Genomic DNA, 17440 nt, shown 5'->3' with positions numbered 1-17440 from the left:
GGTCGACATACCTGATTACCGAGAAACCGATGACTGCCAAGGCTCAATCCAGCCCTCAACCGAATCCTGCTCAACCCCATCCTGTCCTGAAGCGTCCCTGGCTTTTGCTGCTGGGCCTGGTGCTGGTAGCGCTCAACCTGCGCCCAGCGTTGTCCAGTATTGCGCCTCTGCTCAATAACGTGTCCGAAAGCCTCGGCATGTCGGCAGCCGAAGCTGGCCTGCTGACCACATTGCCAGTGCTGTGTCTGGGTCTGTTTGCGCCACTGGCACCGATTCTGGCCCGTCGTTTCGGCAGCGAGCGTGTGGTGTTGATGGTGCTTTTGACGCTGGCAGGCGGCTTGGCGCTGCGTAGCCTGGCTGGCGAAGTCGGGCTGTTTGGTGGCAGCCTGCTGGCAGGCGCGAGCATTGGGGTGATCGGTGTGTTGCTGCCCGGTATCGTCAAGCGCGATTTCCCGCACAAGGCCGGTGCAATGACCGGGGTCTACACCATGGCGCTGTGCCTGGGCGCTGCGATTGCCGCAGGTTCGACCGTACCGTTAAGCCAGTACTTCGATGGAAGCTGGCAGATTGGCCTGGGTTTCTGGCTGATTCCTGCGCTCATCGCTGCGTTCTTCTGGTTACCGCAAACGCGCGAAGTACATGGCACGCATCGCGACGTCTATCGAGTGCGCGGTTTGCTGCGTGACCCGCTGGCATGGCAGGTCACGCTGTACATGGGGCTGCAATCGTCGCTGTCTTACATCGTTTTCGGCTGGTTGCCGTCTATCCTCATCGGCCGCGGTATGACACCGACCGAGGCCGGGTTGCTGTTGTCCGGCTCGATCATTGCGCAGGTCATCAGCTCTCTGGCCGTACCGTATCTGGCGACCCGCGGGAAAGACCAACGCCTGGCGATCATGCTGGTCATGTCGTTGACCCTGACCGGCCTGTTCGGCTGCCTGTACGCGCCGCTGGGCGGGCTCTGGGGCTGGGCGATCCTGCTCGGAATCGGGCAGGGCGGCACGTTCAGTCTGGCGCTGGCCTTGATCGTTCTTCGCTCACGGGATTCCCATGTGGCAGCCAACCTGTCGAGCATGGCGCAGGGCTTTGGCTACACCATTGCCTCGACCGGCCCGTTTGCGGTGGGCGTGGTACACGACATGACCGGCAGCTGGAACGCGATTGGCTGGATTTTCGCCGTACTGGGCCTGGGCGCGATGATTGCTGGCATGGGCGCCGGTCGAGCGCTGCATGTGCAGGTCAGCAGCGAGAAAGTATAAGGCCATCAACCCCTCGCCATTTTTCGCTGCGCCGCTTATCGTGCACGGATAAATCGCCAAGGGATTTGCACGCATGAGTTACGAAGAAGAAAGTCAGGCCAACAGCGCACTGATCGCCCGTTTTTATGAAGCGTTCGCGCAGCTGGATGCCGAGGCAATGAGTGCCTGCTACACCGAAGACGTGGTGTTCAGTGACCCTGCGTTTGGCGAATTGCGAGGGCCTCAGGTGAGCGACATGTGGCGCATGCTGACCTCGAAGGCGAAGGACTTTTCGGTGATCTTCGATCAGGTGCGGGCTGACGATCGTGCGGGCAGTGCCCATTGGGTGGCGACTTATCTGTTCAGTCAGACCGGGCGCACGGTGGTGAATGACATTCAGGCTCGCTTCGTGTTTCGCGATGGCAAGATCTGCGAGCATCGCGATCATTTCGATATGTGGCGCTGGTCGAGGCAAGCCCTGGGCGTCAAAGGCCTGCTGCTTGGCTGGACGCCGCTGGTACGCAATGCAGTCAGGGCCCAGGCGCTCAAGGGCCTGAAGGCCTTTACCGAGAGCCGCCGTGCCTGAGGTTTTGACTGATGCCACAGCTCAGGTTGCCGAGCAGATAACCGCCAAGCCCTGGTTTGTCTATCTGGTGCGAGCTGCCAACGGCTCGCTGTACTGCGGCATCAGCGACGATCCGCAGCGACGCTTCGCCGCGCACCAAAGCGGCAAGGGTGCGCGCTTTTTCTGTTCCAGTCCGGCGACTGCGCTTGTTTACGTTGAACAATGGCCCAGCAAGGGAGAAGCGCTGCGCCACGAGCGGTTGATCAAAAAGCTGAGAAAAAGCGCCAAGGAGTCACTGGTAGCCAGCTACGCAAAACTGCCGATTCATGCGCGTGATGGCGTCCCATCAGTTTGAGCCTGTGGGCGGGCAGGGCGCAGGGCGTTAAGCTGAATGTTTCCACCTGCGCAGAGGCTGAACATGTCCGAACTGATTCTTCACCATTACCCCACGTCGCTGTTCGCCGAAAAAGCCCGTCTGATGCTGGGTTTCAAAGGCCTTGCATGGCGCTCGGTGACCATCCCTTCGATTATGCCCAAGCCTGACCTGACCGCACTGACTGGCGGCTATCGCAGAACGCCAGTTTTGCAGGCCGGTGCGGATATCTACTGTGACACGGCATTGATGGCGCGGCGTCTGGAGCAGGAAAAGGCCTCGCCCGCGTTTTTCCCGCAAGGTCAGGAATTTGCGGTGGCCGGTCTGGCTGCCTGGGCCGATTCGGTGCTTTTCATGCACGCCGTGAGCCTAGTGTTTCAGCCTGAATCAATGGCGGTGCGGTTTGCCAAAGTGCCAGCAGATGCTGCCAAAGCCTTCATTGCCGATCGCTCGACGCTGTTCAACGGTGGTACGGCGTCTCGTCCGCCGGTCGAGCAGGTCAAACATCAATGGCCGACACTTATGTCGCGGCTCGAGCTACAGCTTTCACGTGGTGGTGCTTTTTTGTTCGGCGAACCTTCGATTGCTGATTTCTCGGTCGCCCACACGCTGTGGTTTCTCAAGCAAACAGCCGTGACGGCGCCATTCGTCGATGATTACCCAAGCGTCAGCGTCTGGCTGGATCGCGTTCTGGGCTTTGGTCACGGCACATTTACCGACCTGAGTTCGACCGAGGCCATCGACATCGCCAGAAACGCCACGCCTGCGCCGCTGCCCGACGAAGTGTTGGTTGACCCGAGCGGCTTCAAGGCGGGTGACAAGGTTGCCATTGCCGCGGTCGATTATGGCGTTGAAGCGGTTGAGGGCGAGCTGGTGTTTTCAGGGCGCGAAGAGCTGATCCTGCGCCGCGAGGACGATCGTGCGGGTGCTGTACACGTACACTTCCCGAGAATGGGGTACCGGATCGAGAAGCGCTGACTTAGAGCGTCCTGAACGACATGCCGACGCAGAGTACTGGCCGATAGCCACGGTGGCCTATTTCAAGGCCGCCAATATCTCATCCGGGGCGAAACCGCGGATGAGTGTGCCGTTCACGTCGATCAGCGGGATGCCTCGTCCGCCCAAGGCCTCATAGGCCTTGCGGCCTTCCTCGGACTTCTCGATGTCGAACTCCTGATACGCAATCCCTTTGCTGTCCAGAAAACGCCGCGTCTGTTTGCAGTAGCCACACCATTCGGTGGCGTACATCACCACCCTTGCCTGGCTGTAGCTCTGTGCGACGTCCGCCGGGGGCGGATTGACGAAGTTTTCGATTCTGCCCCAGTTCTGGTAAATGACCACCACGAGCATGATCAGGGCAAACTTCTTGAGGGTGCGCATCAGCATGCTGGTTACCGTCGCTTCAACTGGTCGGTCAGCTGGGTCGGCAACCCCTTGATGATCAGGGTGCCTGCAGTTTCGTCGTACTCGATCTTGTCGCCCAACAGGTGCGCTTCGAAGCTGATCGAAAGGCCCTCTGCACGACCGGTGAAACGGCGAAACTGGTTCAGGGTGCGCTTGTCCGCCGGGATTTCCGGCGACAGGCCGTAATCCTTGTTACGAATATGATCGTAAAACGCTCGAGGTCGATCTTCATCGATCAGCTCGGAGAGCTCTTGCAGGCCCATAGGCTCGCCCATCTTGCTCTGGCTGCTGGCGTAGTCGACCAGCGTCTTGGTCTTCTCGCGAGCCGACTCTTCGGGCAAGTCTTCGCTTTCGACGAAGTCACTGAAGGCCTTGAGCAGCGTGCGGGTTTCGCCGGGACCGTCCACACCTTCCTGGCAACCAATGAAGTCGCGGAAATACTCCGAGACCTTCTTGCCGTTCTTGCCCTTGATAAACGAGATGTATTGCTTGGACTGTTTGTTGTTCTGCCACTCGGAAATATTGATTCGCGCGGCGAGGTGCAACTGGCCAAGGTCGAGATGCCGGGACGGGGTCACGTCCAGCTCGGCATTCACAGCCACGCCTTCGCTGTGGTGCAGCAGGGCGATGGCCAGGTAATCAGTCATGCCTTGCTGGTAATGCGCGAACAGCACATGGCCGCCCACTGACAGGTTGGATTCTTCCATCAGCTTCTGCAGGTGTTCGACGGCCACCCGGGAGAACGCGGTGAAGTCGCTGCCGCCGTCGATGTATTCCTTCAGCCAGCCGCTGAAGGGATGCGCGCCGGACTCGGGATGAAACAAGCCCCACGCTTTGCCTTGTTTGGCGTTATAGCTTTCGTTGAGGTCTGCCAGCATGTTCTCGATGGCCTGGGACTCAGCGAGTTCGGAGTCGCGGGCATGGAGAACAGCGGGCGTACCGTCGGGTTTTTTTTCGATCAGATGAACGATGCAGTGACGGATCGGCATGGGCGTCTCGGTTGAAAAGGGTGAAGAGCGTGCAGCTCGTTGCAGGCGCCAAGTGTAACGCACGCATACGTCAGTGACCTCCGGGCTGACGGGATTTCGCCTACAGTGTGTGTGTGTTGAGCGTTTTTTGTGCGATTACCACTAAAACCTGACCAAAAGGATAGGTAGAGGCGGATATTTGCCCGGCTCTGTGCTAGTTTTGCGCGGTCTTGCGCACTTAGCGCGTCAAGCATGCAGTTAGCGCACACGTAGGTCGAACCATTGCCAGGTTTCAGTATCTACACTTTCGCGATTAATCGTGGCTGCTAGCGGGTGGCCAGGTTCTTTGCCTGGCCACGGGCCGACGTTGCGCTCTGCAATCCAAATGAATTTGATAGGGAAGGAACACCACCATGGCTCTTACTAAAGACCAATTGATCGCCGATATCGCTGAAGCCATCGACGCGCCAAAAACCACCGCGCGTAATGCTCTTGAGCAATTGGGCCAAATTGTTGCCGACCAATTGGAAAACGGCGTGGAAATCACTTTGCCAGGTATCGGCAAGCTGAAAGTTGCAGAGCGTCCAGCTCGCACTGGCCGCAACCCTTCGACTGGCGCTGCCATCGAAATCGCTGCCAAGAAAGTTATCAAGTTCGTACCAGCCAAAGTGCTGACTGACTCGATCAACAAGTAAGCATCCGCTTGCTGTAAAAAGCCGTGCGCCGGTCAACCGGGCACGGCTTTTTTGTGGGCGCGCGCTACTCATCCCTCACGCGCCAGCCCTGACACCATTGTTCCTCACGCCAAGCAGCGGTGCGGCGGCGAGATCAGTGGGGTGTACGCTGTGCCTTGTCGAGAAAGGTCCAGGCCACGAAGCGGCTTTGTTTCTGGCCTTGGCCCATCTCCACGACCTTCACCTCAAGCACGCCGGCTTTTTTCAGAGCGCTCTGGATAGGCGGCAGGTTGGATGCCTTGGACACCAGTGTGCTGAACCAGACCACCTGGGCAGGCAATTTCGCGCTTTCCTGGATCAGTTGCGTCACGAAACCTATTTCGCCGCCTTCGCACCACAGCTCTTGGGACTGACCGCCGAAATTGAGTACCGGCAGTTTGCGCTTGGGGTCGGCTTTGCCCAGTGCGCGCCATTTGCGCTGGCTACCGCGTTGTGCTTCGTCCAGTGAGGCATGGAACGGAGGGTTGCAGAGGCTCACGTGGAAGCGTTCGCTGTTGTCGAGCAACCCTAGCAGGATCTGTTTGCGATTGGCCTGCTGGCGCACGCTGATGGCCTTGTGCAGGCCGTTGGCTTTGACGATTGTGGTGGCTGCAGCGATGGCTACGCTGTCAATGTCCGAACCGACAAACTCCCAGCCATAGTCGCTGTGCCCCAACAGCGGGTAAATACAGTTGGCCCCGGTGCCGATATCCAGTGCCTTGACCGACGGCCCGCGTGGGATTACCCCCTGATTGTCCTCGGCCAGCAGGTCGGCGAGGAAATGCAGGTAGTCCGCACGGCCCGGAATGGGCGGGCACAGGTAATCTGCCGGGATGTCCCAATGCGCGATGCCATAGAACGCCTTGAGCAATGCGCGGTTGAACACCCGCACTGCCTGCGGATTGGCAAAGTCGATGCTTTCCTTGCCGTAGGGGTTGAGGATCACGAATGCTGCCAGCTCGGGGCTGGATTTGATCAGCTTCGGAAAATCGTAATGCCCCTGATGACGATTGCGCGGGTGCAAAGTGGCCTTTTCGCGTGGCGCTGCTGGTTTTGCCGGGCGCTGAGGCTTTTTGCGCGGTGGTTTCCGGGTATCGGTCATGGGTTCGATTTTTCAGCCGTGATGTTGAGTTGTCCGGCTTATTCTCGAGCAAGCCGGTAATACGCCTTGCTCGAGAATAAGTCAGTAGAGAAACTTCAGATAACAAAAAGCCAGCCCATATTATGGGCTGGCTTGTCTGGCCACCTTACAGGCTGGCGATGCGTGCGTGCTGCTCGGCCAGTTTGCCCAGAGCCTGTTCGGCTTCGGCCAGCTTGGCGCGTTCCTTGGCGATCACTTCAGGCGGCGCCTTGTCGACGAAGGCTGCGTTGGACAGCTTGCCGCCCACACGCTGCACTTCACCCTGCAGGCGCTGGATTTCCTTGTCGAGGCGTGCGAGTTCGGCGCCCTTGTCGATCAACCCGGCCATTGGCACCAGCACTTCCATGTCACCGACCAGAGCGGTGGCGGACAACGGCGCTTCGGCACCATCGGTCAGCACAGTCATGGACTCGAGCTTGGCCAGCTTCCTGAGCAGGTAGTCATTCTCGCTCAGGCGACGCTGGTCTTCGGCGCTGACGTTCTTGAGGAACAGTTGCAGCGGTTTGCCCGGACCAATGTTCATTTCACCACGGATGTTACGCACGGCGAGCATCAGGCCCTTGAGCCATTCGATGTCATCCTCGGCAGCCTGATCAATGCGTGCTTCGTTGGCCACCGGCCAGGCTTGCAGCATGATGGTCTTGCCTTGCACGCCGGCCAGCGGCGCAAGGCGCTGCCAGATTTCTTCAGTGATGAACGGCATGAACGGGTGCGCCAGACGCAGCGCGACTTCCAGCACGCGAACCAGCGTGCGACGCGTGCCGCGCTGGCGTTCGACCGGCGCGGTTTCGTCCCACAGCACAGGCTTGGAAAGCTCCAGATACCAGTCGCAATACTGGTTCCAGATGAACTCGTACAGCGCCTGCGCCGCGAGGTCGAAACGGAACTGATCCAGCTGACGGGTCACCTCGGCTTCGGTGCGCTGCAGTTGCGAGATGATCCAGCGATCAGCCAGCGACAGTTCGACAGCTTCGCCGTTCTGGCCGCAGTCTTCGCCCTTGTCCAGCACGTAGCGCGCGGCGTTCCAGATCTTGTTGCAGAAGTTGCGATAGCCTTCGACGCGGCCCATGTCGAACTTGATGTCGCGACCCGTGGAGGCCAGCGAACAGAAGGTGAAGCGCAGCGCGTCGGTGCCGTAGCTGGCGATGCCGTCAGCGAACTCCTGACGGGTCTGCTTCTCGATCTTCTTCGCCAGTTGCGGCTGCATGAGGCCGCTGGTGCGCTTTTCTACCAGGGTTTCGAGGTCGATACCGTCAACGATGTCCAGCGGGTCGAGGACGTTGCCCTTGGACTTGGACATCTTCTGGCCCTGGCCATCACGTACCAAGCCGTGCACATAAACAGTCTTGAACGGAACTTGCGCCGTGCCGTCTTCGTTCTTCACCAGGTGCATGGTGAGCATGATCATCCGGGCGACCCAGAAGAAAATGATATCGAAGCCGGTAACCAGCACGTCGGTTGAGTGGAAGGTTTCCAGTGCCTTGGTCTTTTCCGGCCAGCCGAGCGTGGAGAAGGTCCACAGGCCCGAGCTGAACCAGGTATCGAGTACGTCGTTGTCCTGCTGCAGCGTGATCTCCGGGCCAAGGTTGTTTTTGGCGCGGACTTCGGCTTCGTCACGACCGACATAGACTTTGCCGGACTCGTCATACCAGGCCGGAATGCGGTGGCCCCACCAGAGCTGACGGCTGATGCACCAGTCCTGAATGTCACGCATCCACGAGAAGTACATGTTTTCGTACTGCTTGGGCACGAACGCGATGCGGCCGTCCTCGACAGCGGCAATCGCAGGCTCGGCCAATGGCTTGGTGGACACGTACCATTGGTCGGTCAGCCACGGTTCTATGATGGTGCCGGAGCGGTCGCCTTTCGGCACCTTCAGGGCGTGGTCATCAACGCTGACCAACAGTCCGGCAGCATCGAACGCAGCGACAATCTGCTTGCGCGCTTCAAAACGATCCAGGCCGGCATAGGCCGCAGGCAGGTCGCCGTCGACGCTTTCGTTCAGTGTGCCATCAAGGTTGAACACCTGGGCTACCGCGAGAACGGCGGCGTTCTTGTCGAAAATGTTCAGCAGCGGCAGGTTGTGGCGCTTGCCGACTTCGTAGTCGTTGAAATCGTGGGCCGGGGTGATTTTCACGCAGCCGGTGCCGAATTCAGGGTCGCAGTAATCATCCGCGATGATCGGGATGCGACGGCCTACCAGTGGCAGTTCGACGAACTTGCCGATCAAGGCCTGGTAACGCTCGTCCTGCGGGTTCACGGCAACGGCCGCGTCACCCAGCATGGTTTCCGGACGGGTGGTGGCGACGATCAGGTAATCCAGGCCTTCGGCGGTTTTTGCGCCATCAGCCAGCGGGTAGCGCAGGTTCCACAGGTGACCTTTTTCGTCGTGGTTTTCCACTTCGAGGTCAGAGATCGCCGTGTGCAGCTTGGTGTCCCAGTTGACCAGACGCTTGCCACGGTAAATAAGACCGTCTTCATGCAGGCGCACGAACGCCTCTTTCACGGCCTCGGACAAGCCGTCGTCCATCGTGAAACGTTCACGGCTCCAGTCGACGGACGAACCCAGGCGGCGGATCTGACGGCTGATATTGCCACCGGACTCGGCTTTCCATTCCCATATCTTGTCGAGAAACTTTTCGCGGCCCAGCTCATGGCGGCTCACGCCCTGAGCTTCGAGACGACGCTCCACCAGCATCTGCGTGGCGATACCGGCGTGGTCGGTGCCCGGTTGCCACAGCGTGTTGCGACCCTGCATGCGACGGAAACGGATCAGCGCGTCCATGATCGCGTTATTGAAACCGTGGCCCATGTGCAGGCTGCCGGTGACGTTCGGCGGCGGGATCATGATGGTGTACGAGTCACCCACGCCTTGCGGAGCGAAGTAATTCTCGGACTCCCAGGTCTGATACCAGGAAGTTTCGATGGCGTGCGGCTGGTAAGTCTTGTCCATGCGCGGCGGGAACCTGTGGCATTGATTCGGAAACCGGTAAGTATAGACCTGACGGCAAGCGACAAGCCATAAGCGCCGGGCCACAACTGGCAGATCTGTCAGTAGGCGGCGAGTGGGCGAGGGAGCATTATCCGCTATTCAAACCTTTGATTGCCGGGCGCACACCGCCATGAACGAGACACCTGAAAGCAGCCGCATACTGTGTCGATATCGCTACGACGCGCTGGACCGGATAGCCGTAGTTGATCCCGGGGTGAAGGGCGCAGTGTCGCGTTTTTATCAAAAGAACCGTCTGACCGTCGAGATACAGGGCGCGGTGCATCGTCGTGTATTTCGCAGCCAAGGACACTTGCTTGCAGAGTATAAGACTGGCGGCACAAGCGCCCGTCTGGACCTGCTGGGCACCGACCTGCAAAGCACTGTGCTGCAAGCGGTGAGTTCGCAGGGGCAGCATTCGCTGGCCTATAGCCCTTATGGACATCGCTTGCAGAGCAGCCCCATGTCGGGCTTCAACGGAGAGCGCCCGGACCCTGTGACCGGGCATTACTTGCTGGGTAACGGCTATCGGGCTTTCAATCCGGTGCTGATGCGGTTCAATAGCCCGGACAGCCTGAGCCCATTCGGGCGGGGAGGCATGAATGCATATGCGTATTGTCAGGGCGATCCGGTGAACAGGAGTGATCCTGGTGGGCATGCGCCAAGACTCACGGGCTTTTATTTTCATAAACTACCGAATGAAATGTTCAGTCAGGTGATCAAGCACCTGCCCCCATCGGATCTGGTTTCACTGAGTAAAACATCCCGTACGATGCGTGAGAAAATATACGGGTTGTTAAATATTCCCAAGATCGATACAGACGATCCAAGCGCACTGTTGACCATTCAACGCAATTTGCAAAGCGGAACGGGCGTGCCCGGGAATAACGCCCTCTACAAAGAACATGTCAGAGCACATATTGGTGACGTAGCGAGGCGTACCGATCTAAATTTGAGTGCTCATGTTGCGAGGGTTGATAATGACGTGCAGGTTTTTCTTGATAGCGTGACGATGCGGCCGCGTGCCACCTACAAAGATTTTAAGGCTAAGGTCGATGGTGATAGGAAGTTGTACGCGAAGAATCCCGACATATTAGAAAATATTGATTGGGCAGTGAACGAGTTGGCAGGACTGAACAAAAAGTTGAATTCACTCACCCTTGAGCGCAGAGGGATGCAACAGTTGGCAACCAGAATCCGCTCCCAACTGTGACTCGCGAACCGCACAGTTCACTTCTGCTGCGCCAACAGCCGCTCCAGCCTTGCCTCCAGCCGCCGCTTGATTTCGTTTTCGATGTGCGGGGCGAAGTCGTCGATCACATCCTGCATGATCAACTGCGCAGCGGCACGCAACTCGTTATCCAGATGCAGCAACGCATCGGGATTGGGCAACGCCTGAGGCTGGGGGGCAGGGGATGCCTGTTGAGCCTGCTGCACTTGCTCGACTTGCGCATCAGGCGCATCAAGCGTCAGGGTCGGAATATCGTCTTCGTCGAAGTCCTGTCGATGCGCGGTGTCGGAGCGGGCGCCGACCACGTCGAACAGCAGCGGGATCTGACCTTCAGAGCGAGCGGGGTCGTTCGGCAGGGTGGAATGAGTGGAGTCTTCGCCGAGCAATTGGCGGATCGATTCAAGGTCGTCCAGCAAATGCGCGGATTCAGCTTTTTTTGAAGTGTCCATCGTGTCCTCAAAGACGCTGCAGTCGGTGATCTTGCGGAGGATAGCCTCGTTCCCGGTAGGAACGGAAACTCTCGCGTGCGGCAAGGCGTATGGCCGGGTCTTCGACAACCACTTCGGCCACGCGGGCAAAGCGGGTGAAGAACGCCGGAATGTTCAAGTCCAGATTGACCAGCAGGTCCTGATGCGTGCCCGAGTCATCGCCCAGGCCCAGCACCACTGCGGCATCGTGATCGCTCTCGGCGTCGCCGTGGGGCAGGAACACTTCGCCCTTGAAACGCCAGAGCCGGGCATCAAGGTCGGTACGCTGCGCTGCATTGCTGCAATGCAGATAAACCTTGTGGCCCAGGCGCCAGGCCTTTTCCGTGAGCTTGCAGGCAAAGTCCAGGCGCGCTGCTGGATCGGCGCTGGGCAGAATGTAAAAGTCGACTTGGGTCATGTGCGGTCCGGAACCTGTGGCGTATCAGGGGGCAGCCCGATACGCCAGGGTTGCTTTACTTAAACGCCAGCGCGGTCGATCAGGTATTGAGTGAGCAGAGGAACCGGACGCCCGGTGGCGCCTTTTTCCTTGCCGCCGCTCAGCCACGCAGTGCCGGCGATGTCCAGGTGAGCCCAGTCATAAGCCTTGGTGAAGCGTGACAGGAAGCAGGCCGCCGTAATGGTGCCGCCTTTCGGGCCACCGATGTTGGCGATGTCGGCGAACGGGCTGTCCAGCTGTTCCTGATACTCGTCGAACAGCGGCAGTTGCCATGCACGGTCATCCGCGAGCTTGCCCGCGTCGAGCAACTGATTGATCAGCGCATCGTTATTGCCCAGCAGGCCGGAGGTATGGCCGCCCAATGCAACCACGCAGGCGCCGGTCAGGGTTGCGATATCGATCACCGCCTGTGGCTTGAAACGTTCGGCGTAGGTCAGTGCATCGCACAGCACCAGGCGGCCTTCGGCGTCGGTGTTGAGGATTTCGACTGTCTGGCCGCTCATGGTGGTGACAATGTCGCCCGGTCGCGTGGCGGTGCCGCTTGGCATGTTCTCGGCGCAGGCCAGAATGCACACCAGGTTGATCGGCAGTTTCAGTTCGAGTACGGCGCGCAGGGTGCCGAACACACTGGCAGCGCCGCACATGTCGAACTTCATCTCGTCCATGCCGGCAGCGGGTTTGATGCTGATACCGCCCGTGTCGAAGGTGATGCCTTTGCCGACCAGCACGAAAGGCTGGTCGCCTTTCTTGCCGCCCTGATAGTTCATGACGATCAGGCGAGGTGGCTGGGCGCTGCCCTGGGCCACTGCGAGAAACGAGCCCATGCCCAAATCGGCAAGTTTCTTCTCGTCGTGGACTTCCACTTTCAGATTCTTGTGCGCCTTGCCCAGCGCCTTGGCTTCTTCGCCCAGATAGACCGGGTGGCAGATGTTCGGCGGCAGGTTGCCCAGGTCGCGGGTCAGCGCCATGCCGGTGGCAATCGCCTGAGCATGAGTGGCCGCGCGCTCGACATCAGCCACGCTGACCTTGTCAGTCAGCAAGGTGATTTTCTTGAACGGACGGGCTTCGGCTTTCTGGGTCTTGAAACGGTCGAAGACGTATTCGCCATCTGCCAGTGCTTCGACCAGCAAGCGAGCCTTGCCGTAGGTGTCGCGGTTTTTCACGGACAGGTCATCGAGAGCAATCGCAGCATCACTGCCGCCCAGGCCTTTAAGGCACGTCAGTTCTTCAGTTGGCGGTCCGACAGGTCGCCGTCCTTGCCGGTGCCGATCAGCAGTACGCGTTCTGCCTTGATGTTAGGCAGCCCGGACAGCAACAGGCTCTGGCCGGATTTGCCCGCCAGATCGCCACGCTTCAGGAATGCGGAAATGGCGCCGCCGCTGAGGATGTCGACAGTCTTCGCTGTACCGGCCAGCACCCGGCTTTCACTGACGGTGACCACCAGCGTTGCAGTTTTCAAGGTTTCTGGGCTTACGCTTTTAACAACCAATTCCATGTGGGGTCCCCGAGTAGGCGATGAGAATCGCTGTATGAATGACGTACGCTGCACGGCCGATGTGTTTCAGAGGCGATGCCTGCGATAAGCCCTGCAGTTTGACCCTGCTGCATGACTGCTGACAACCCCGCAAAGCTGGCTGCTTTACGTGTATCTGCGAACTATCCCCGGTGCGCAGTGACAGAAACGTACATTCACAGGATAATGCCGCATATTTTTTGATGCCCACGCCTTTTGCCGGCGTGAATTTCTGGTTGCCGTGGCTCACAATTTTCCCTGTTTGGCTGCCTGAGCCTGACAACTCTGGAGTGTCTGGTTTGATTGTCTTCCGTTATCTGTCCCGAGAAGTGCTGCTTACCCTGAGCGCGATCAGCGCCGTATTGCTGGTGTTCATCATGAGCGGGCGCTTCATCAAGTACCTGGCGCAAGCCGCTTCCGGTGCGCTTGATCCGGGCGTGCTGTTCATGATCATGGGCTTTCGCCTGCCGGGCTTTCTGCAGGTGATCCTGCCGTTGGGCCTGTTCCTCGGAATCCTGATGGCCTACGGCCGCATGTACCTGGAAAGCGAAATGACCGTGCTGGCCGCAACCGGCATGAGCCAGCAGCGTCTGCTCGCCATGACCATGGGGCCGGCTGCGCTGGTCGGGCTGGTGGTCGCCTGGCTGAGTTTCAGCCTGGCACCGCAGGGCGCTACGCAGTTTTCGCTGCTGATCAATCAGCAGGACGCCATGACCGAGTTCGATACGCTGGTACCGGGCCGCTTCCAGGCGCTGCGTGACGGCACGCGTATCACCTACACCAAAGAATTGTCGGAAGACCGTTCGCAACTGGGCGGTGTGTTCATTTCCGAAAAGCGCATGTCCAGCGACAAGAGCAAGGACAACGGCATCACCGTGCTGGTCGCCGAGAAGGGCCACCAAGAGGTCCAGCCCAATGGCAGTCGCTTCCTGATCCTCGAAAACGGCTATCGCTACGACGGCAATCCGGGCGCTGCCGATTATCGCGTGGTCAAGTACGACACCTACGGCGCGGCGTTGCCCAAGCCTGAAATCAGTGAAGAAATCACCGACCGCGAAGCCATCCCGACCAGCGAACTGGTCGGCAGCAGCACGCCGCGTAACGTGGCCGAGTTGCAATGGCGCATTTCGTTGCCGCTGTCAGTGTTCATCGTGACGCTGATGGCGATTCCCCTGTCACGGGTCAATCCGCGTCAGGGCCGTTACCTCAAGCTGCTGCCGGCCATCCTTCTGTACATGTCTTATCTGGCCATTCTGATCTCGGTACGCAGCTCGCTCGAGAAGGGCAAGCTGCCGCTCAGCCTCGGCATGTGGTGGGTGCATGCCATTTACCTGTGCATTGGTCTGGTGCTGTTCTATTGGGAGCCTCTGCGTCTGAAGATGGCGAGTCGTCGTAGTGTCACGGAGGTGACTCGTGGTCAAGCTTGATCGGTACATCGGTAAAAGCGTATTTCTGGCGATTCTTGCGGTATTGGGGATCATTCTGGGACTGGTTTCGCTGTTCGCCTTCATCGACGAGATGGGCGATATCAATGACACCTACACGCTTGCGGATGCTCTCAGCTACGTCCTGATGACCGCACCACGGCGCGTCTATGACACGCTGCCGATGGCAGCCCTTATCGGCTGCCTGATCGGCCTGGGTTCTTTGGCCAGCAGCAGCGAACTGACCATCATGCGTGCCGCCGGTGTGTCCATCGGGCGTATTGTCTGGGCGGTCATGAAGCCGATGCTGTTCCTGATGGTTGCCGGTGTGCTGGTAGGCGAGTACGTAGCGCCCTACGCTGAAAACCAGGCTCAGGCAGCGCGTTCGCTGGCTCAGGGCTCGGGTGATGCGCAGAGCGCAAGGCATGGTCTGTGGCATCGTCAGGGTGACGAGTTCATTCACATCAATACCGTGCAGCCCAACGGGCTGATGCTGGGTGTGACGCGCTACCGCTTCGACGATCAGCGCCACATGCTGACCTCGAGCTTCGCCAAAGAGGCCCATTTCAAGACCGACTACTGGGAATTGAAGGACGTCAGCACTACGCATTTCAATGAAGGCAGCACACAAGTCATCAATACACCGGAAGAGCGCTGGGATGTGTCGCTCAGCCCGCAACTGCTGAGCACCGTGATCATGCCACCCGAGTCTCTGTCGATCAGCGGGCTCTGGAGCTACGCCCACTATCTGGCCGATCAGGGGCTGAGCAATGGCCGTTACTGGCTGGCGTTCTGGACCAAGGTCTTGCAGCCTGCCGTGACCGTGGCGCTGGTTCTGATGGCGATCTCTTTCATCTTCGGCCCGCTGCGTTCGGTCACCTTGGGGCAGCGGGTGTTCACCGGTGTTGTGGTCGGTTTCACTTTCCGCATCATTCAGGACCTGCTCGGCCCATCGAGTCTGTTGTTCGGCTTCCCGCCGTTGCTGGCGGTACTGCTGCCTGCCGCGGCGTGTGCGCTGGCCGGCTTGCTGTTGCTGCGTCGCGCCGGGTAACGTCCGCAGGATTGAAAAAGCCGACATCAAGTCGGCTTTTTCATAGGCGCCTGTTACGCGCGTAGAGAACAGATTGCACCCATAAAAAAACCCTTGGCAGCAATGCCAAGGGCTTTTGTGTGTAGCCGAAGCTGAGTAGGAGTCAGCCTTCAGCCTGTACTTCGTCAGCCTGCAGGCCTTTCTGACCCTGTACGGCAACGAAGGTCACTTTCTGGCCTTCTTTCAGGCTCTTGAAGCCGTTGCCCTGAATAGCGCGGAAGTGTACGAACAGATCCGGGCCGCTCTCAGGCGTGATGAAACCGAAACCTTTCTCGTCGTTGAACCACTTGACGGTACCGCTCTGACGTTCAGCCATTGTCTTATTTCCTTTGACGCTTTAATTAGTGACAGCCTTTCTCAAACAAGAAAGCACTGGGGCTGGTTGCAGGAAGTAAGAAACGTAGAGCGGGTTGTAGCAACCTAGAGCTACTGCCCAGGCCCAGATTCAGCGACCCATGCAAACACAGTCCGGAAACTCTACGCCAACTTCAGTTACAAAAACAAGTCCCTGATGTTTACCGCTCCGGGACCCTGTTTCCGGGGCTTTGGCGCGGTGAGCAGGCGCTCACTCATACAGTGCATTCAGAAAACCGATATAACTTTTTGCACTTTATAGGTGCGTTTTTCGTCTATTTATTAATGCGCTGTTTCCGAGTGTCGGGAGTACTGGAAACAGCGAAGTTGCTGACATTCACAGAGCTGTTTTTTTGACGCCTTTATTTAGCCGCGGAAGTAACGCTGCGCAACGAAAGGCATTTTGCTAACCCGCATGGGCACTTTCTTGCCGCGCACCATCGCCCAGACAGGTGTATCCAGCGCTGTGTAATCGCTGTGCAGGTAACCCATCGCCAACGGGCCGCCGAGACTTGGCCCGAAGCCACCGCTGCACACCTTGCCGATAACCGAATCCTGCTCATCGACGATTTGCGTGCCTTCCCGGACTGGCGTGCGTTCCTGAGGCAGCAGGCCGACACGTTTTTTATCCACGCCGTTGGCTTGCTGGGCAAAAATCAGTTCGGCGCCCGGAAAACCGCCAGCGCGCGCGCCGTCGGCGCGTCGCACCTTCGATATTGCCCACAGCAGGCTGGCCTGAATCGGCGAGGTTTGCGCATCCATGTCATGACCATACAGGCACAGACCTGCTTCCAGGCGCAGGGAATCGCGCGCGCCCAGACCGATCGGCGCTACTTCCGGCTCTTTCAGCAGACACCGGGCGAGGGTTTCAGCGTGTTCCGCAGGGACCGAAATCTCGTAGCCGTCTTCGCCTGTGTAGCCCGAACGGCTGACGTAGCATTGCATGCCCAGCAGCTTGACACTGGCAAACTGCATGAACGTCATGCCCGCGACCTCGGGGGCCAGGCGTGCCAGGACGGTAACAGCGGCCGGACCCTGCAGCGCGAGCAGGGCACGCTCCTCGAACAGCGGCTCAATCTTGCAATGACCTGCCAGGTGCTTGCACAGGTGAGCAAGGTCCTGATCCTTGCAGGCGGCGTTGACCACCAGCATCAGTTGATCGTTGCCGAGATTGGCAACCATCAGATCATCGAGAATACCGCCGGTCTCGTTGGTAAACATGGCGTAGCGTTGCATGCCGACCGGCAAGTCGATGATGTCCATCGGCACCAGGGTTTCCAGCGATTTGGCGGCATCGGCGCCGCTCAGGCGGATCTGACCCATGTGCGATACATCGAACAGCCCGGCCTGAGCGCGAGTGTGCAGGTGTTCTTTCATCACGCCAGCGGGGTACTGAACCGGCATATCGTAGCCAGCGAAAGGCACCATTTTGGCGCTGAGTTCGAGGTGCAGGTCATGCAGAGGCGTGGTCAACAGGGTTTCAGTAGACATGTTCAATTCCTTGGTAGACGGG

The 17440-nt window shown here is 58.8% G+C and carries 16 protein-coding genes and 1 pseudogene; 8 read left to right on the top strand and 9 right to left on the bottom strand.

Features of this window, described 5'->3' with window-relative positions; genetic code table 11:
* Positions 1 to 29: 29 nt before the first annotated feature.
* The 4 genes from ALO43_RS21870 (at position 30) to ALO43_RS21855 (ending at position 3154) form a co-directional block, all read left to right on the top strand.
* Positions 30 to 1259, top strand: a complete 1230-nt coding sequence (locus tag ALO43_RS21870; RefSeq protein ID WP_005891364.1) for a CynX/NimT family MFS transporter — start codon at positions 30 to 32, stop codon at positions 1257 to 1259.
* Between the two features lie 73 nt (positions 1260 to 1332).
* Positions 1333 to 1824 carry a nuclear transport factor 2 family protein gene (locus ALO43_RS21865; RefSeq protein ID WP_005891366.1) on the top strand — a complete coding sequence of 164 codons (492 nt, stop codon included), beginning with the start codon at positions 1333 to 1335 and terminating at the stop codon, positions 1822 to 1824.
* Positions 1817 to 2158, top strand: coding sequence for a GIY-YIG nuclease family protein (locus ALO43_RS21860; protein ID WP_024691778.1), 342 nt, complete (start codon positions 1817 to 1819; stop codon positions 2156 to 2158). The genes ALO43_RS21865 and ALO43_RS21860 overlap by 8 nt, the downstream gene beginning before the upstream one ends.
* 63 nt (positions 2159 to 2221) lie before the next feature.
* Positions 2222 to 3154 (top strand): glutathione S-transferase family protein, encoded by a 933-nt coding sequence (locus ALO43_RS21855; RefSeq protein ID WP_054998062.1) that lies wholly within the window; start codon positions 2222 to 2224, stop codon positions 3152 to 3154.
* Positions 3155 to 3211: 57 nt separating this feature from the next.
* Here ALO43_RS21855 and ALO43_RS21850 read toward each other — a convergent pair whose 3' ends face one another.
* On the bottom strand, positions 3212 to 3562 hold the full coding sequence (locus tag ALO43_RS21850) for a glutaredoxin family protein (protein WP_024671335.1): 351 nt from the start codon (positions 3560 to 3562) through the stop codon (positions 3212 to 3214).
* A 5-nt stretch (positions 3563 to 3567) separates the two neighbouring features.
* Positions 3568 to 4569 (bottom strand): nucleoid-associated protein YejK, encoded by a 1002-nt coding sequence (gene yejK, locus ALO43_RS21845; RefSeq protein WP_005891376.1) that lies wholly within the window; start codon positions 4567 to 4569, stop codon positions 3568 to 3570.
* A gap of 392 nt (positions 4570 to 4961) precedes the next feature.
* On the opposite strand from yejK, the gene ALO43_RS21840 reads away from it, so the two are divergent.
* Positions 4962 to 5243 (top strand): HU family DNA-binding protein, encoded by a 282-nt coding sequence (locus ALO43_RS21840; protein WP_002552279.1) that lies wholly within the window; start codon positions 4962 to 4964, stop codon positions 5241 to 5243.
* A 133-nt stretch (positions 5244 to 5376) separates the two neighbouring features.
* On the opposite strand, the gene rlmF is transcribed toward ALO43_RS21840, so the two are convergent.
* Both rlmF and ALO43_RS21830 read right to left on the bottom strand, forming a co-directional pair.
* Entirely contained in the window at positions 5377 to 6363 is a 987-nt protein-coding gene (gene rlmF, locus ALO43_RS21835) for a 23S rRNA (adenine(1618)-N(6))-methyltransferase RlmF (RefSeq protein ID WP_005891377.1), read from the bottom strand.
* A gap of 145 nt (positions 6364 to 6508) precedes the next feature.
* On the bottom strand, positions 6509 to 9355 hold the full coding sequence (locus ALO43_RS21830; RefSeq protein WP_054998041.1) for a valine--tRNA ligase: 2847 nt from the start codon (positions 9353 to 9355) through the stop codon (positions 6509 to 6511).
* Positions 9356 to 9524: 169 nt separating this feature from the next.
* Here ALO43_RS21830 and ALO43_RS21825 point away from each other — a divergent pair, with 169 nt between their 5' ends.
* Complete coding sequence (locus ALO43_RS21825; protein ID WP_054998040.1) at positions 9525 to 10604, top strand: RHS repeat-associated core domain-containing protein; 1080 nt, start codon at positions 9525 to 9527, stop codon at positions 10602 to 10604.
* A gap of 17 nt (positions 10605 to 10621) precedes the next feature.
* Here ALO43_RS21825 and ALO43_RS21820 read toward each other — a convergent pair whose 3' ends face one another.
* The 3 genes and pseudogenes from ALO43_RS21820 to ALO43_RS21810 all read right to left on the bottom strand — a co-directional run bounded on the left by ALO43_RS21820 (position 10622) and on the right by ALO43_RS21810 (position 13041).
* Positions 10622 to 11071: a hypothetical protein gene (locus tag ALO43_RS21820; protein WP_024671331.1), complete on the bottom strand. Its 450-nt coding sequence runs from the start codon at positions 11069 to 11071 to the stop codon at positions 10622 to 10624.
* A gap of 7 nt (positions 11072 to 11078) precedes the next feature.
* Complete coding sequence (locus ALO43_RS21815; RefSeq protein ID WP_024671330.1) at positions 11079 to 11507, bottom strand: DNA polymerase III subunit chi; 429 nt, start codon at positions 11505 to 11507, stop codon at positions 11079 to 11081.
* Positions 11508 to 11566: 59 nt separating this feature from the next.
* Positions 11567 to 13041, bottom strand: a pseudogene (locus ALO43_RS21810) (leucyl aminopeptidase).
* Between the two features lie 317 nt (positions 13042 to 13358).
* Here ALO43_RS21810 and lptF point away from each other — a divergent pair.
* Together lptF and lptG are read left to right on the top strand one after the other, a co-directional pair.
* On the top strand, positions 13359 to 14486 hold the full coding sequence (gene lptF, locus ALO43_RS21805; RefSeq protein WP_024671329.1) for an LPS export ABC transporter permease LptF: 1128 nt from the start codon (positions 13359 to 13361) through the stop codon (positions 14484 to 14486).
* On the top strand, positions 14473 to 15534 hold the full coding sequence (gene lptG / locus ALO43_RS21800; RefSeq protein WP_024671328.1) for an LPS export ABC transporter permease LptG: 1062 nt from the start codon (positions 14473 to 14475) through the stop codon (positions 15532 to 15534). The genes lptF and lptG overlap by 14 nt, the downstream gene beginning before the upstream one ends.
* 142 nt (positions 15535 to 15676) lie before the next feature.
* Here lptG and ALO43_RS21795 read toward each other — a convergent pair whose 3' ends face one another.
* Positions 15677 to 15889 carry a cold-shock protein gene (locus tag ALO43_RS21795; protein ID WP_005891387.1) on the bottom strand — a complete coding sequence of 71 codons (213 nt, stop codon included), beginning with the start codon at positions 15887 to 15889 and terminating at the stop codon, positions 15677 to 15679.
* A 404-nt stretch (positions 15890 to 16293) separates the two neighbouring features.
* Positions 16294 to 17418: a glycine cleavage system aminomethyltransferase GcvT gene (gene gcvT / locus ALO43_RS21790; RefSeq protein ID WP_054998039.1), complete on the bottom strand. Its 1125-nt coding sequence runs from the start codon at positions 17416 to 17418 to the stop codon at positions 16294 to 16296.
* Between the last annotated feature and the right edge of the window lie 22 nt (positions 17419 to 17440).

The organism is Pseudomonas tremae, from assembly GCF_001401155.1.
Lineage (GTDB): Bacteria > Pseudomonadota > Gammaproteobacteria > Pseudomonadales > Pseudomonadaceae > Aquipseudomonas > Aquipseudomonas tremae.
This window is presented reverse-complemented; position numbering and strand designations above follow the sequence as displayed.